Raw genomic sequence first — 15,277 nt, forward strand, 5'->3', positions numbered from 1 at the left:
AAGACCCTGTGCACCTTTACTATAGCTTGACATTGGATCTTGAACTATCATGTGTAGGATAGGTGGGAGACTGCGAAGCGGGTACGCTAGTATCCGTGGAGTCAACCTTGAAATACCACCCTTGTTAGTTTAGGACTCTAATCCCTCGCCGTCATCCGGCAGGGAGACAGTGTCTGGTGGGTAGTTTGACTGGGGCGGTCGCCTCCCAAAGAGTAACGGAGGCGCGCAAAGGTTCCCTCAGGCTGATTGGAAACCAGCCGTCGAGTGCAAACGCATAAGGGAGCTTGACTGCGAGACAGACATGTCGAGCAGGTACGAAAGTAGGTGTTAGTGATCCGGTGGTCCCGCATGGAAGGGCCATCGCTCATCGGATAAAAGGTACGCCGGGGATAACAGGCTGATCGCATCCAAGAGTTCACATCGACGATGCGGTTTGGCACCTCGATGTCGGCTCATCACATCCTGGGGCTGGAGCAGGTCCCAAGGGTACGGCTGTTCGCCGTTTAAAGTGGTACGCGAGCTGGGTTTAAAACGTCGTGAGACAGTTTGGTCCCTATCTTCTGTGGGCGTAGGAGAATTGAGTGGGTCTGTTCCTAGTACGAGAGGACCGGAATGGACGATCCCCTAGTGGACCTGTTGTCGCGCCAGCGGCATAGCAGGGTAGCTATGATCGGAATGGATAACCGCTGAAAGCATCTAAGCGGGAAACCAGCCACAAGATAAGTTCTCCCTTGTCGAAAGACACTCAAGATCCCAGGAAGACCACCTGGTAGATAGGCCGGAAGTGTACGCGCAGTAATGCGTTCAGCTGACCGGTACTAATAGATCGTGAGTCTTAACTCTCTTCCTTCACCTGTTTCTCTTACATATTTCGTCCTGGTGACCACGGCGGAGGGGCCACACCCGATTCCATTCCGAACTCGGAAGTTAAGACCTCCAGCGCCAATGATACTGCCAGTCCACTGGTGGGAAAGTAGGTCGTCGCCAGGACTTTTTTTATTCCTTCCCTCTCACAACCACATGTCCGCTTTCTTCGCCGCCTTCGTATTCCTCCTTCTCATCACTGCCTTCCCTATGTTTGTCAGATAGCTCTATCTGCTTGTTTTTCTGAGATTCTTTCGGTTCGACAGTCTTTCTGGCCTTGTCGGCTTCGATCAGATAGAACGCTTGCGTGTCACGATCAGAGCACTGAAGATAGCCATCATGCAGAAAATCACAGCTTGGGCCGGTAACGCCTATTTCGCGTCTCACATGCGTAGCGCAGGGTATCATGTCGTTGTCCTGCCGCGGCATCTGCGCACGCTCACTTGGACCGACATCACTCATCATTGCGGCACAGCTCCCGATGTATTCATCTACGGCGATTGCAGCGTTCCTCCATTTTTGCGGGATATCGAATCATTCCCCTGCCCCACGGTTTTTTACGCCATCGACACACACATCCACAGTTGGTATCCGCGCTATGCGCAGGGCTTTGACTTGTGCTGTGTCGCAATGCGCGACCATCTGTCGAGTTTTGCAGGGCATCGCCTCGGAGACGAGCAGATTGTCTGGCTGCCCCTTTTCGCCAAAGATACGGACCGGCGAATACCAATTCATGACGGCCCGCGCTATGATGTCGTGTTTGTGGGCAAGAATGATCCTTTGCTCACTCCAGGCAGGCACAAGCTGCTTCAGGAATTGGCAGGCAAAGTGCCTTTGACGGTTTTGCAGGGCAGATACGACGAGTTGTATTCCCGCTCGAAGCTCGTTCTGAACATATCCGAGCATGGCGATCTGAACTTCAGGGTGTTCGAAGCCTTGGGATGCGGCGCCTGCCTGATTACTCCCCGCGTAGGTCATGGGCTCCGCGATCTTTTTTCTGACGGAAAGGAACTTTTCACCTACGACCCGAACGACATTACGGCGCTGGCCGCACTCGTTCGGGAGTTGCTGGCGGATGAAACGCGGCGGCTCGAGGTCGCCGAAGCGGGTTTTGCTGCCGTGGACGGTAAGCACCGAGCCGCAGACCGTGCTCGCGAGTTCATGGAGTGGATTTCAGCCCACGACCTCGCACGCTTGGTCAGGGAGAGGCTGGCCGCGAAAGAATGGGTCAGGCAGACCTATCTGCGTCTGCTTTACCTCCATCTGGCGGACGCCGAGAGCGACGTCGAACGGGCTAGGATGTATGTCGAATTTGCCGGTCCGGGACCGGTCATGTGATCGGTAGTCGCCTCTCACCGGAGTTTCGCCGGATGAGGCACGTTGAGCGCGATTGGCGGCCTTCATGTGTCAGGCATACGTATGCCAACCGTTCACCCCAGGGTTGCTTTAAGCGCTCTGGCGACGTCCTCGATGATCCAAGAAGGTGTCGACGCGCCTGCTGTAAGTCCGATGCGCTCGAAGGCCTTGAGCTCCCCCCAGGGCAGTTCGTCGGCGGTTTCGACATGCACGCTGAATATTCCCGCTTCCTGGGCGATCTGTGCCAGCCTGCGGGTGTTGCCGCTGTTCTTTCCTCCCACCACGACCATGGCCTGCACCAGCCTCGACAGACTGCGAACCTCTTCCTGCCTGTCCTTCGTTGCGGTGCAGATGGTATCCAGAATGGACATGTCTGGATCGATTTCCCCTAGAAGATATTCGCGGATGGCGGAGAATGACTCACGGTCCTGGGTTGTCTGCGCTGCAAGGAAATATCTGGTGCCCTTTGGAAGCGAAAGCGTTTTCAGCTCCTCAAGGCTTTCAAACACAGTATGCTGCGGTGCATAGCTGATGAGCCCCTTGACTTCGGGGTGATCCCGTTCGCCGAAAAGCAGGAGATGCTTGTCCTGCTCGGCCTGCTTCTGAATGAGGATCTGCGCCTTTTTGACTTTCGGGCACGTGGCGTCGATGAGGACGACGCCCTGCCGTTCGAAGTTTTCCTGCACCTGCTTGGGGATCCCGTGCGCCCTGATGATGACAACGTCCGCAGGGTCCAGGGGTTTTGACCCATCCGTCTGCTTGACCCCGAGGTTCTGGTATCGTTCGAGGACCTGCGGGTTGTGGATGATCGGCCCCAATGTGTGGATGGTACCCTTGCCGGGCGGGTTGCGAACGGCCTTGTCGAGCTTGTTCAGGGCCATGTCCACGCCCATGCAGAATCCCGCGGTCTCAGCGATGATGAGTTCCATGATCTTCCTCCGTCTCCATGTGCGTCGCATGCCCTTCCAGCAGGGCAAACACTTCATCCCAGGTTTTGCAGAACACGATATCGCGCCGCAGGCCGCGCGCGCCTGGCAGGCCTTTGAGAAAACGCGGCACCAGGGTGCGCATCTTCAGAAGACCAAGCCGGTCCATACCGTGTCCCGTATACAGGTCACACAGCCTGCGGACCAGGACGATGGCCTGGCGTCCGCACTTTTCCGGCGCTTGGGCCTGTCCTCGCAAGGCCAGATAGCGTTCGAAAATCGCCGGGTCGTTCAGGGCGCCCCGCGCGAACATGATGCTGTCGACCCCGGTCTGCTCGACGCAGCGGATCGCGTCTTCCGCCAGGAAAAGGTCTCCGCTGGCGATGACGGGCAGGCTGACGGATTTCTTCAGCACCGCCAGCTGGGTCCAGTCCGCGTGTCCGGTGAACCCCTGGGCTCCATAGCGGGGGTGCATGGTCACCCAGCCTGCCCCGAGATCTTCGAGCCCCTTGGCCACATCCAGAAAGACCGGCTGCCCGACGTACCAGCCCAGACGGATCTTGAAACCCATACAGCCGGGTTCGGTGGCGCCGATCATAGCCTTGGCGAGCCGCAGGAGGTGCTGCGGCTCCTTCAGCAGGGCTGCGCCGCTGCCTGTTTTTGAGACCTTGCGCACCGGGCAGCCGCAGTTGAGGTCGAAGTAGCGGAAACCGGCTTCCCGCAGGCGTTCAACGGCCTGAACCAGGAATGGCTCCTCGGATCCGAAAAGCTGCACGACCAGAGGTTCGTCCCCCGCGCTGGTCATGAGCAGTTCCTGCGTGCCGGGGCTTTGGTAGATAAGCCCTTTGGCGCTGACCATCTCCGTTACGGCCACGCGGCAGCCGTGTTCGCGGCAGAGCAGTCTGAAGGGCAGGTCCGAGTAGCCGGCCAGGGGGGCAAGCCATGGCTCTTCGGGCGAAAAGGATAAGCGTGGGGTCATGTGAGCAGCAGGCTGTGGTAGCAATTAAGTGTGTTGTAATGATCGTGGCGGGAATCGTGTCTGGATTTCGGGCCGTCGCAGCTCGAAAGTTCCCTGGGCATCAGGATTCGGTCTTTGGCTGGTCGAGGATGAGCTCCACTTCGTCGACGCTGAGTCCAGTGGCCTGGGCCAGAGCCTGTGCCGACTGGCCGCGTCGAAAACCGCTCAGGATGGTCTGCCGCAGGAACTGGGGCGATTTGGTGAAGTTTTCAGCCTGTTCGAGGAGGCGGCGCATTTCCGTGGAGCGCTGGTGCAGCTTGTCCTCGAGCAGTGCCAGCTCTTCCTGCCGCTTGGAAAAGGTCTCGACGATTTCCTTTTCCAGGCGAGCGTTGAAGTCGAGCTTCTGCAGAAATTCCTGCTGCTTGTCCTGCAGGGAACGGACAAGGAGTTCCGACTTCTTGAGCTTCAGGTAGAAGATGCACGCCAGCACCATGAGCAGGAGCTCCACTGCCGTGGACGCTGCGAGAATCCAGTAGGAAAAATCCGGGTTCATCTAGACCTGCGTGTCGATCAGGCGGCCCTGATCCGATTCGGGTTCAGGCTGCCTGTCCTGGGGCTCCCCATGCCTGGCAAAATACTGTCCGCTCGACTGGTTGTGGCCTTCGGGGTCCACCAGATTGCCGGCATCGGTGCCATCGCTTTTGATGACCTGCTTCTGCTCCTGACGCTGACGGCGCAGCACCGCCTCCTGGGCCAGGGCCTGCTGCGCTTCGGGGTGGGCGACCTGGACATGGTGGATTTTCTGGGCCTCGGGAATCTGGCTGATGAGCGTCGTCAGATTGAGATTGTCGACCATTACCGCACCACATATTCCTCGATAAGGATTTCCGACACGGTCCCGCTTTTCATGTGCCGATTGATGACGGCCGCCAGTTCGCTTTTGAGCTTATCGGAATTGGCCGGGTTGTCCAGAAAGGACAGGGGGGCGTTTTTCAGGTAGCCGTAGATGCCGTCCCGGATGAAAATCGATTTGACCTGCATTTCCAGGCGCATCATTTCCGTCACGTTGGGAATCGACAGGGTGAAGGTCAGGATGCGGATCTGGTCCGCGAGCGCGAATTCCACCTGAAACCGCTCCAGACTGTGGGTCACGAGTTGAGGAAGCTGCGTCGAGGCATTTTCGGCTTCGGGTGTTGCGGTTTCGGGCTGCGCCTGGGGAGCGGCTTCGGTCTGCTGCTGTGGCTCCTCAGCTTCCGCCTGTTGCTTTGCAGGCTCGCCAGTCGGGGATTTCATGAAGAAATACGCGCCGCCGGCGCCAAACAGCAGACAAAGTGCCGCGGCGATACCGAGTATCCAGATTTTTTTCCGTGAACGTTTGGGAGCGGCCTGCTCCTGCGAAGCCAGGGCCGTGGCTGCAGGTTCGGGTTCCTGCTCGGCAGGGGGAGGAGGGGGTTCTTCCTCTTTCTCCTCGAATTCGAGGAACAGGGCGTCATCAAGGTCGAGTTCGACCTTCTGCAGGCCCTTGGGGACCTCGTCCCGCAGGCGTTCATCATCCAGGGCGACATTCGTGTCCCCGTTCTGGAGCGGCTGGGCGAGAAGGACGAGAAGAATCATGGGGCAGCCCCGACCGGCAACGGGGAACGCTGCCGGCCAGGAGGGTTATTCAAAGATTTTGTTGATTTTCTGGCCCAGGGTTTCCGCAGTGAAGGGCTTGACGATGTAGTTGGAAACCTTGGCCTGCACGGCCTCGATGATGTTCTCCTGCTGGGCCTCGGCCGTGACCATGAGGAAGGGCAGGTCCGCGAACTCCTCGCTGGCGCGCACCTTGCGCAGCAGTTCGATGCCGGTCATCTGCGGCATGTTCCAGTCGGAGATGATGAAGTCCACCTGGTCCTTGTTCAGGATCTCCCAGGCCGCTGCGCCGTCGTCGGCCTCGATGATGTTGGAGAACCCGAGCTGTCTGAGGATATTTTTAATGATCCGGCGCATGGTCGAAAAGTCATCGACGATAAGCACCCGCATGTTCGTGTTGACGGCCATGTATTCCTCCGCATTGGAAATTCATGAAATCGAAGGGGAAGTCAGTTTATGTCCCCGTACTCGCGCATGAACATGTGCTTGAGCTTCCCCAGGGCCTGCGAGTGCAGCTGCGAGACCCTCCCCTCGGTGATGTTCAGGGCGGAAGCCACTTCCTTCATGTTGAGCTCTTCGGTGTAGTACAAACTGAGTACCAGCTTTTCCCGTTCGCCCAGTCTATCGATGAGATGACCCAGCTTGTCAATGATATCCTGGAATGCCGCGGAGGCAAAGGGTTCCTGGTGATTGCGCCCCTCGCCGGCCTGCTCCCCGTGGTCCTGGATCGCTTCGAGGCTCAGGATGATCTGGGAGTTCAGGGCTTCGAGGGTCGTCTCCAGTTCCAGGCGGTCCTGGCCCGTGACCTCCAGCAGTTCATTGCGGGACGGGGCGTGCCCGTTCTCCTGTTCGAACTCGCGTATGACCTGTTCCAGCTTCTTGATCTTCTGCCTGAGCCCCCGCGAGAGCCAGTCCATGCGCCGCAATTCGTCGAGCATGGCGCCGCGGATTCTGTTGTCGGCGAAGGTATCGAAGCGGATGCCCAGATCGGGGCGGAACTTGCCGAAGGCTTCCATGAGGCCCAGGGTCCCCGCGCTGATCAGGTCCGACAGTTCGATGTGGGCCGGGAGCTTGGCCTTGAGATGCAGGGCGCTGGCTTTGATGCGGGGGGCGAAGGCGCGGGCGATGCGGTCCTTGTCGGCGGGGGACAGGGACGAGAAGGAGGTGCCGGTCTGCTCCAGCACGGACCAGACCGGTTCGGCGGCGTTATTCCGCAAAGAGGAGCTTCTTCCAGAAGAACTTGATGTTCCCATCGAGATGGTCCTGCGGTTTCCATTGCGCCAGCTTGCGGGCCACGGCGAGCATGGCCCTGGACGCCTCGGCCTCCGGGTTCAGGCTGCAGAAGGGCTGCTGCCGGATGACGGCCTGGCGCACCGTCGGGTCCTGGGGGATGGCGCCGACGAAATCCAGGGAGATGCCCCCCAGAAAATGGTCGCAGGCGTTGTAGAGCTTGGCGAAGATTTCACGGGCCGCTTTTTCGCTGCCGGCCATGTTGACCAGCACGTGGAACGAATCGACACCGTGCCGGAGCTTCAGGACCTTGATGAGGGCGTAGGCGTCGGTCAGGGACGTCGGTTCGGGCGTGATGACCAGCAGCCGGTTCTGGACGGCCAGATTGAAGTAGAGGACGTTGTCGTTGATGCCCGCACCCGTATCGACGATCAGGAAGTCGATGCTGTCCTCAAGGACGTCCATGGCTTCAAGGAGTTCGAGCTTCTGCCCAGTGGACAGGGACAGCATGCCGCTCACGCCGCTGGCCGCCGGCAGGATGGAGAACCCGTATTCCGTCGGGTGGAGGATGTCGCCGATGGACACGCCTTCGTGGAAGACGTGGAACAGGTTCTTTTCCGGCGTCATGCCCAGCACCACGTCGACGTTGGCCAGGCCCAGGTCCGCGTCGAGAATGACGCAACGCTTGCCCAGCCGTGCGAGACACAGGGCGAGATTGACGGAGACGTTGGTTTTCCCGACGCCCCCCTTGCCGGAGGTGACCGAGAGAACGATGGGGAGGTTGGCGCTCATGCTCTGTCCGGGACGTGTTTTCAGTTGGTTGCGAGGGGCAGCTCGTGCCGCAGCAGGAGTTTCCAGACATCGTGCCCGCAGGGCTGGACCAGGGTGTTCTTCAGGTCCGGCCCGACGGAAAAAAGGGAGACGGGCAACCCGGTGCTGCTGGCCAGATTGATTATTTCCCCGTAATTACAGGCTTCGTCCAGCTTCGTCCAGATAATGCTGGACACCGACGGGCAGCGCAGCCGGCTCATGAAGCTCTCCATCTGGGCCGAGCCGAACAGCGGGCTGAGGACCAGATGCACGTGGCAGGCGGGCAGGGCGCCGCCGGCTGCGTCATCCAGCCAGGACGCCAGGCTTTGGCGACCGGGCAGGCCGGGCAGGTCCACCAGGACGAGGTCGTGGCTCTGGGCGTCGCCGCGCAGGGCCTCCCAATGCTCCCTCGAGTCCAGTTCCCGATACGAAAGCCCCGAAAGCTCTGTGTAATGGCGCAGGTAGAGGCGTCCCTTGCCCTGCGAGCGGTCGGCGTTGACCACCAGGATGCGCGCGCCCTTTCGGTTTTTCTTCGCGGCCAGGGCCAGACGCAGGGCCGTGCTGGTCTTGCCGCTGCCGAAGGGCCCGGCCAGGAGATGGACCTTGTGCTCCCACGGCGTCTCCATCCAGGGGGCGACGCCGATCATGTCGTTCATGACCGAGAGGGTGGGCGTGTCGGGCGAACGGCGGAATTTCTCCCACAGGTCCATGAGCACGTCCTCCTTTACGCCTTCACGCTCCAGGTATTCGAAGACCAGCTGCTGGCGGGGCGTGAGCAGGCCTACATCCATCTGGGGCTTGAGCACGGCCATGAGCTGCTTGCGCAGCCTCGTCCACTCCTCGCGCAGGCAGGATGCGTCGTCCTGCCCCAGGGGGGCGGCCGTCTCGGCCGAGGCCGTGGCGGCGGGAGGCACATCCAGGGCGGCCATGATCTCGTAGGTGGTCATCCCTTTGACGGACCGCTTCTGGTTGCTGAGGATGATGGCGTCAGGGCCCAGCTCGGTCTTGATCCGGGCCATGATGTCCTTGGTGCTCGTTCCGGTGAATGTCCTGACCTGCATGCTAGATTTCCACCATGGCTACGGATTCGAGTCTGATGTCGGCCGGGATCTCCGCCTGGGAGATGACCGGCATGGTCGGCAGGAAGCGGGCCAGCAGCTGGGCGAGGTGCTGGCGGATGACCGGGGAGGTCAGCAGCACGGGCTGCCCCTCGGCCACGATGCCCTTTTCGGACGCCTTGTTGATGGCCTGGATAATCTTGTGCGCCAGCCCCGGCTCCATGGCCAGATAGGTGCCGTTGTCCGTCCGCTTGATGCTCTCCTGGAAGGCGTTCTCGATGGCCGGCGCCAGGGAGATGATGGGCAGCAGGTTGCCGGACCCCAGGTAGGATTTGATGATGGTCCTGGACAGGCGCTGCCGCACGAACTCCGTGAGCTGGTCCGGGTCCTTGATGGAGTGGCCGTAGTCGGCCAGGCATTCCACGATGCTCAGCAGGTCGCGGATGGACACGTTCTCCTTCACCAAGTTCTGCAGGACCTTCTGCACCGAGCCCAGGGACAGGGTGCCGGGCACCAGTTCCTCCACGACCTTGGGGGCGCGCTGGGACAGGTTGTCGAGCAGCGCCTGGACCTCCTGGCGGCCCAGGAACTCGTGCAGGTTCTGCTTGAAGACCTCGGTCAGGTGCGTGGCGATGACCGTCGAGGGGTCCACCACGGTGTACCCGGCCATGACGGCTTCGTCCTTCTTGGCGTCCGGGATCCACAGCGCCGGCAGGTTGAAGGCCGGTTCCAGGGTCTCGATGCCCTTGATGCGGTGGCGCGCGTCGCCCGGGTCCATGGCCAGGAAGTGGTCGATCATGATCTCGGCCGAGGCCACGCGGTTGCCCTTGATCTGGACCACATACTCGCCGGGCTTGAGCTGCAGGTTGTCGCGCAGATGCAGGGACGGCACGATGACGCCCATGTCCAGGGCGAACTGACGGCGGATGGAGCGGATGCGCGCCAGCAGGTTGCCGTTCTGCTCCTCGTCCACCAGCGGGATGAGCCCGTAGCCCACCTCCAGTTCCATGACGTCGAGGGGCAGCAGGGCCTGCACCTCTTCGGGGCTGTCGGGCGCCGAGCCCTTCTTTTTCCTGGGTTCGGGCTCCTTGGTTTCGGCCTTGATGCGGTCGGCCAGGACGGACACGCCGAAGAGGGCGCCGGAAATGGTCATGAAGGCCAGGGTCGGCATGCCCGGGACCATGGCGAAGAGCAGCAGCACGCCCGAGACGAGCTTCAGGGCCTTGGGGTGGTTGGTCAGCTGGCCGATGAACTCCTCGCCCATGCGCGCCTCGGCCGCCGCGCGGCTGACGATGATGCCGGCCGAGGTCGAGGTGATCAGCGAGGGGATGGTCGAGACCAGGCCGTCGCCGATGGTCAGGAGCGAAAACGTCTTGGCGGCGTCCATCCAGCTCATGTCCTTCATCAGCACGCCGATGAAGATGCCGCCGACGATGTTGATGAAGGTGATGAACATGCCGGCGTTGACGTCACCGGACACGAACTTGCCCGCGCCGTCCATGGCGCCGTAGAAGTCCGCCTCGCGGCGCAGGTTCTCGCGCTGCCTGACGGCCTGTGCCTCGTCGATGAGGCCGGCGTTCAAGTCGGCCTCGATGGCCATCTGCTTGCCGGGCATGGCGTCCAGGGTGAAGCGAGCGGCGACTTCCGCGATGCGTGTCGTGCCGGCCACGATGACGGTCTTGTTCAGAATGAAGAGGATGAGGAAGATGACCGCGCCGATGGCGAAATTGCCGCCGACCACGAATTCGCCGAAGGCCTGGATGACCTTGCCCGCGGCCCCCGTGCCTTGGTCCCCGTGCAGCAGGATGAGCCTGGTGGAAGCCACGTTCAGGGCCAGGCGCAGGAGCGTGGTCACGAGCAGGACCGACGGGAAGATTGAGAATTCCAGCGGCGAGGTCATGAACATGGAGGTGATGAGGATGACCAGGGAGAAGGAAATGGAGAAGGCCAGCAGTACGTCCAGGACGATGGTCGGCAGCGGCACCAGCATGACGAAGAGCGTCAGGACCACGCCGCCGGCCAGGAGAAAGTCCCCCTGCTTGGTGAAGCGCTTGTAGTTGATGTCCATGACCTGGGCGCGTGAAGACATTATTTTGACGTCCTGAAGCGGTTGCGGTTCTAGGGGCGGCGCTGCCTGGTTCGGTAGATCTGGGCCAGGATCGCGGCCACGGCCTGGTAGAATTCCTCGGGGATGGTGTCCCCGACCTCGACCACCTTATACAAGGCCCGTGCCAGGGGTTTGTTTTCCCGGATGGGGATGCCGTGTTCGCGGGCGATCTCCCTGATGCGCTCGGCCACCTTGCCGGCGCCCTTGGCCAGCACGATCGGGGCCGGGGCCTCCTGGGCGTTGTAACGGATGGCGATGGCCAGGTGGGTCGGGTTGGTGATGATGACGTCGGCCTTGGGCACGTCCTGCATCATGCGCCGCATCATGACGGCCATCATCTTCTGCCTCTGCTTGCTCTTGACGACCGGGTCGCCCTCGGCCTGCTTGCGCTCGTCCTTGACCTCGCTCTTGGTCATCTTGATGTTTTCCTCGTAGTCCCAGCGGGAATAGAGCAGGTCGGCGATGCCGATGATGAGCATGGGCGCCAGGGCGTACTGGAACATGGTCTGCCCGGCCGAGAGGACGTAGGCGGCGATGGCCTCGGGAGTCTGGTAGAAGAGGGGGATGACCTCGCCGAAGGCCTGCTTCAGGACCACGTAGGGCCCGATGGCCACGGCCACGGCCATGAAGATGCTCTTGAGCAGGCGGACGACGGCCTGTTTGCTCAGGACCAGTTTCTTGAGTCCTGATACGACGTTGAGGAATTTGAACTTGGGCTTGAGGACCTTGGGCGCCCAGAGCTTGCCGACCTGCAGGCGGATCGCGATATAGGCCGCGACGGAGATGACCAGCATGACGGGCAGCACCATGACGGCGATGCTGACGAGGCAGTCCTTGAAGAGCGCGTATACAGAGGTGCGGGTCAGTTCGAAGACGAACCCCTCGTGGAAGAACCAGCGCATGAGCTTGTCCATCTCGGCGTGGATGGTGTCCAGATACAGGCGCAGCATGATGATGCCGAAGAGCAGGGTCAAAGGCTTGGGCAGTTCCTGGCTCTTGGGTACGCTCCCTTCGTCGCGGGCCTTGTTGCGGCGTTTGGGGGTGGCTCTCTCTGTGCGGCTCGGATCGTTCTGGGACATGGGGTCCTAGCGCATGGCGCCGATGAGTTGGGAGAAGAGAAGCGGCATGCGCGACACGAAACCCTCCATGTGCAGGGTCAGAATCTCGAAAATGATGCCCAGGAACAGAAAGCCGATGCTGATCTTGATCGGGAAGCCGATGATCAGCACGTTCATCTGCGGGGAAGCGCGCGAAACCAGGGCCAGGGCCAGGTCCACCAGCAGGATGGCGGCGATGACCGGGGCGCCGATCTGGATGGCCAGGACAAAAATCTGACCCGAGAGGGCGAAAACCTGGGAGACCAGCCGCTCGGTGATGAGGATGGAGCCCGGCGGCAGCACGTCGAAGCTCTTCATCAGGCCGCTCAGGAGGTAGAGGTGCCCGTTGAAGCTCAGGAACGTCAGCAAACTGACCATGTAGAGGAAATGCGCAGTGACCGCCTCGGACGCGCCGGAATCCGGGTCCACGACGTTGACCATGGCGAAGCCCATCTGGAAGCCGATGAGCTGGCCGCCGGTCTGGATGGCGGCGAAGACGAAGCGGATGACCAGGCCCAGGATCAGGCCGATCAGCAGTTCCGCGCCGAGCATGACCGCCAGGGAGAACGGGTGCGCGGGCAGTTGGTCCCCGACCAGCGGCAGCCGCGGCCAGAGGGCCAGGGTCAGGGTCAGGCAGAGGGCCGCCTTGGCGGGCGTGGGCAGGGTCTGGCCGCCGAAGAAGGGCATGAGGAAAAGAATCACGCTGATGCGCATGAGCGCAAACAGAAAGGTCAGGGTGACGCCCGGATCGAAGGAGAAGAGGTCCATGCGCCGCCTGAAGCAAAACGCGGACCATGGCGCGGGGGCGGCCCCGCGACGCGTCCTAGACCATGCCGGGCCAGGATTCGGTCTGCCAGCGGCGCAGGGCGTTGAACATGTTGGTGCGGATGCGCTTGTCGCCCTTGCACAGGGCCAGGGCGGCGTCCAGGGTCTCGCTGCGGGCCGTCGCGTCCTTGGACGGGCAGTCGTTCTGCCAGACCGGGAGCTTCCACTGCCGACAGGCCTGGGAGATGGTGGACTTGTCCAGCAGGAGCAGCGGGCGGATGAGGGTCAGCTGGCCGCCGAAATAGGTTTCCTTGGGCACCAGGCCGTATATTTTCCCCGTCTTCAGCATGTTCATGAAGAAGGTCGAGACCAGGTCGTCGGTGTTGTGTCCCAGGGCCAGGTGGGTCAGGTTGTACTGGCGGCAGAGGTCGAAGAGGCGCTTGCGGCGGTGCCAGGCGCAGAAGAAGCAGGGCGATTTCTTGCGGTTTTCCGGCGAGTGGGCCCGGGGTCCGAAGTCCGTGGTTTCGAGATGGCCGGCCACCCCGTGCTCCCGCATCCAGTCGGCCAGGGGCGCGTGGTTGGTCGCGTCGAAGCCGGGGTTCAGATGGATGACGAAGAGTTCGAAGGGGAAGGGGACGATACGCTGGCGCATGGTCATGACCTGGAGCATGACCCAGCTGTCCATGCCGCCCGACACGGCCAGGCCGATGCGGGCCCCGGGCCAGGCCATGCCCGTCTGCTGCATGAGTTTGCCGGCCTGCCCGAGGCAGGACTGCTGGGCGTATTTGAGTTTGCCCCACTGGGCCATGGCGGTCTCCGGAAATCGGCTTGTAGCGGTGCGTGGAGGCACTTCCGCAGGGGTTTGACAGATTCGCGATGCGTATTATGAGCCTTGGATGCCCGCCTCCCTATCGACGCCGCAGGCCCGTGTAAAGGGCCGGTCCCGGGGCGGAGGCGAGTTGCACGTTGACAGGGCCCGGAGGTTGTGCGTAACGTGAAATGTTATTCCCGACTCGATCCGTTGAGTCGGGCATTTTTTCCGTGTATTCTCAACTTGATATATATTTCGGAGGTGCAATGGCCAGGATTACCGTTGAAGATTGCCTGGAGAAGGTCAACAACAGATTTCTGATCGTGCAGATGGCCATCAAGCGGGTCAAGCAGTATCACGAAGGGTACGATCCCCTCGTCTCGACCAAGAACAAGGAAATCGTGACCGCCCTGCGCGAGATCGCCGAAGGCAAGGTCCTGCCCGATGTGGAGCACATCGAGGATTTCAGTTTCGAAGCCGACGATCAGGATGAATAATGGCTGACAAGCGCGATTACTACGAAGTGCTGGGCGTCGGCCGCAGCGCCTCGGCGGATGAGATCAAGAGCGCCTATCGCAAGCTCGCCCTGAAGTACCACCCCGACCGCAACCCGGACAATCCGGAGGCCGAGGACATGTTCAAGGAGGCGGCCGAGGCTTACGAGGTCCTGAGCGACGCGTCCAAGCGCGCCCAGTACGACAGGTTCGGCCATGCCGGCGTCAATGGCCAGGGCTTCGGGGATCATTTCCACTCCTCCGAGGACGTGTTCAGCGCCTTCGGCGACATCTTCGGGGATTTCTTCGGCTTCGGCGCGGCCGCGGGCGGCAGGCGTCGCCCACGGGCCGGCGCGGACCTCCGCTACAACCTGAACGTGTCATTCCGCGACGCGGCCAAAGGAACCGAGGTCGAGCTCAACATCCCCAAGAAGGAGACCTGCTCCGACTGCGGCGGGTCCGGCTCCACTCCGGGCCACACGCCCGAGACCTGCCAGCACTGCCGCGGGCAGGGCCAGGTCACCCAGAGCCAGGGATTTTTCCGCATCTCCGTGCCGTGCCCCGTCTGCCGGGGCGAGGGCAAGGTCATCACCCACCCGTGCGCCAAGTGCCGCGGCCAGGGCGTGACGCAGATCAACAAAAACCTCAAGGTGCGCATCCCGGGCGGCGTGGACAACGGCAGCCGCCTGCGCCTGCGCGGCGAGGGCGAACCCGGCGATTTCGGTGGGCCCCACGGCGACCTGTACGTGGTCATCTACGTCGAGGACGACAAGATCTTCACCCGCCGCGGCCAGGATCTGGTCATCGTGGCCGAGATCTCCATCGTGCAGGCCATTCTCGGCGCCAAGATCGAGGTGCCGACACTCGACGAGCCCGTGAGCCTGGAAATCCCCAAGGGCACCCAGTCCGGCAAGATCCTGCGCATCAAGGGCCTAGGCCTGCCACATCTGGGCAGCACCCAGAAGGGCGATCTGCTGGTGGAGGTCTCGGTGCGCATCCCGACCAACGTGACCAAGAAGCAGGAGGAACTGTTGCGCGAGTTCGAGAAGCTCGAGGACAACCGCCCGCTGAACAAGGTCAAGGATTTCTTCAAGAAGGCCATGGGCGACTAGCCCCGGCTGCGGACGCCAACGGCCGGAACCTGTTTCCGGCCTTTTTCATTTCCGGGA

General features: G+C 61.5%; 16 protein-coding genes and 2 rRNA genes (1 of these 18 only partly in view). 5 read left to right on the forward strand and 13 right to left on the reverse strand.

Features of this window, described 5'->3' with window-relative positions:
* The 3 genes from ACZ5AC_RS17840 to ACZ5AC_RS17850 form a co-directional block, all read left to right on the forward strand.
* Positions 1-843 (forward strand): 23S ribosomal RNA (locus ACZ5AC_RS17840); it begins 2,100 nt to the left of the window's first position.
* Between the two features lie 32 nt (positions 844-875).
* Positions 876-990: ribosomal RNA gene (gene rrf, locus ACZ5AC_RS17845) — 5S ribosomal RNA — on the forward strand.
* Positions 991-1,203: 213 nt separating this feature from the next.
* Complete coding sequence (locus tag ACZ5AC_RS17850; protein WP_464248889.1) at positions 1,204-2,202, forward strand: glycosyltransferase family protein; 999 nt, start codon at positions 1,204-1,206, stop codon at positions 2,200-2,202.
* 92 nt (positions 2,203-2,294) lie between these two features.
* Here ACZ5AC_RS17850 and ispH read toward each other — a convergent pair whose 3' ends face one another.
* The 13 genes from ispH to ACZ5AC_RS17915 form a co-directional block, all read right to left on the reverse strand.
* On the reverse strand, positions 2,295-3,149 hold the full coding sequence (gene ispH, locus ACZ5AC_RS17855; protein ID WP_464248890.1) for a 4-hydroxy-3-methylbut-2-enyl diphosphate reductase: 855 nt from the start codon (positions 3,147-3,149) through the stop codon (positions 2,295-2,297).
* Positions 3,130-4,125 carry a tRNA dihydrouridine synthase gene (locus ACZ5AC_RS17860; protein WP_464248891.1) on the reverse strand — a complete coding sequence of 332 codons (996 nt, stop codon included), beginning with the start codon at positions 4,123-4,125 and terminating at the stop codon, positions 3,130-3,132. Before ACZ5AC_RS17860 ends, ispH begins: the two co-directional genes overlap by 20 nt.
* Before the next feature lie 100 nt (positions 4,126-4,225).
* Complete coding sequence (locus ACZ5AC_RS17865) at positions 4,226-4,657, reverse strand: hypothetical protein (RefSeq protein ID WP_464248892.1); 432 nt, start codon at positions 4,655-4,657, stop codon at positions 4,226-4,228.
* Positions 4,658-4,960, reverse strand: a complete 303-nt coding sequence (locus tag ACZ5AC_RS17870) for a hypothetical protein (protein ID WP_464248893.1) — start codon at positions 4,958-4,960, stop codon at positions 4,658-4,660.
* Entirely contained in the window at positions 4,960-5,718 is a 759-nt protein-coding gene (locus tag ACZ5AC_RS17875) for a flagellar basal body-associated FliL family protein (protein WP_464248894.1), read from the reverse strand. Before ACZ5AC_RS17875 ends, ACZ5AC_RS17870 begins: the two co-directional genes overlap by 1 nt.
* Positions 5,719-5,763: 45 nt before the next feature.
* On the reverse strand, positions 5,764-6,144 hold the full coding sequence (locus ACZ5AC_RS17880; RefSeq protein WP_464248895.1) for a chemotaxis response regulator CheY: 381 nt from the start codon (positions 6,142-6,144) through the stop codon (positions 5,764-5,766).
* A 41-nt stretch (positions 6,145-6,185) separates the two neighbouring features.
* Positions 6,186-6,989, reverse strand: a complete 804-nt coding sequence (locus tag ACZ5AC_RS17885) for a FliA/WhiG family RNA polymerase sigma factor (protein ID WP_464248896.1) — start codon at positions 6,987-6,989, stop codon at positions 6,186-6,188.
* Positions 6,943-7,758: a MinD/ParA family protein gene (locus ACZ5AC_RS17890; protein WP_464248897.1), complete on the reverse strand. Its 816-nt coding sequence runs from the start codon at positions 7,756-7,758 to the stop codon at positions 6,943-6,945. Before ACZ5AC_RS17890 ends, ACZ5AC_RS17885 begins: the two co-directional genes overlap by 47 nt.
* Positions 7,759-7,778: 20 nt before the next feature.
* Positions 7,779-8,837 (reverse strand): flagellar biosynthesis protein FlhF, encoded by a 1,059-nt coding sequence (locus ACZ5AC_RS17895; RefSeq protein WP_464248898.1) that lies wholly within the window; start codon positions 8,835-8,837, stop codon positions 7,779-7,781.
* A 1-nt stretch (position 8,838) separates the two neighbouring features.
* The gene (gene flhA, locus ACZ5AC_RS17900; RefSeq protein WP_464248899.1) at positions 8,839-10,923 is read right to left on the reverse strand and encodes a flagellar biosynthesis protein FlhA; all 2,085 of its coding nucleotides are present in this window, start codon (positions 10,921-10,923) and stop codon (positions 8,839-8,841) included.
* A 29-nt stretch (positions 10,924-10,952) separates the two neighbouring features.
* Positions 10,953-12,020 (reverse strand): flagellar biosynthesis protein FlhB, encoded by a 1,068-nt coding sequence (flhB, locus tag ACZ5AC_RS17905; RefSeq protein WP_464248900.1) that lies wholly within the window; start codon positions 12,018-12,020, stop codon positions 10,953-10,955.
* 6 nt (positions 12,021-12,026) lie between these two features.
* Positions 12,027-12,806 (reverse strand): flagellar biosynthetic protein FliR, encoded by a 780-nt coding sequence (gene fliR / locus ACZ5AC_RS17910; RefSeq protein WP_464248901.1) that lies wholly within the window; start codon positions 12,804-12,806, stop codon positions 12,027-12,029.
* Positions 12,807-12,861: 55 nt separating this feature from the next.
* Complete coding sequence (locus ACZ5AC_RS17915; RefSeq protein WP_464248902.1) at positions 12,862-13,611, reverse strand: tRNA lysidine(34) synthetase; 750 nt, start codon at positions 13,609-13,611, stop codon at positions 12,862-12,864.
* A 269-nt stretch (positions 13,612-13,880) separates the two neighbouring features.
* On the opposite strand from ACZ5AC_RS17915, the gene rpoZ reads away from it, so the two are divergent.
* Positions 13,881-14,111: a DNA-directed RNA polymerase subunit omega gene (rpoZ, locus tag ACZ5AC_RS17920; RefSeq protein ID WP_464248903.1), complete on the forward strand. Its 231-nt coding sequence runs from the start codon at positions 13,881-13,883 to the stop codon at positions 14,109-14,111.
* Positions 14,111-15,220, forward strand: a complete 1,110-nt coding sequence (gene dnaJ, locus ACZ5AC_RS17925; RefSeq protein ID WP_464248904.1) for a molecular chaperone DnaJ — start codon at positions 14,111-14,113, stop codon at positions 15,218-15,220. Before rpoZ ends, dnaJ begins: the two co-directional genes overlap by 1 nt.
* The last annotated feature ends 57 nt before the right edge of the window (positions 15,221-15,277 follow it).

The sequence above is a fragment of the Desulfomicrobium aestuarii genome, assembly GCF_055385525.1.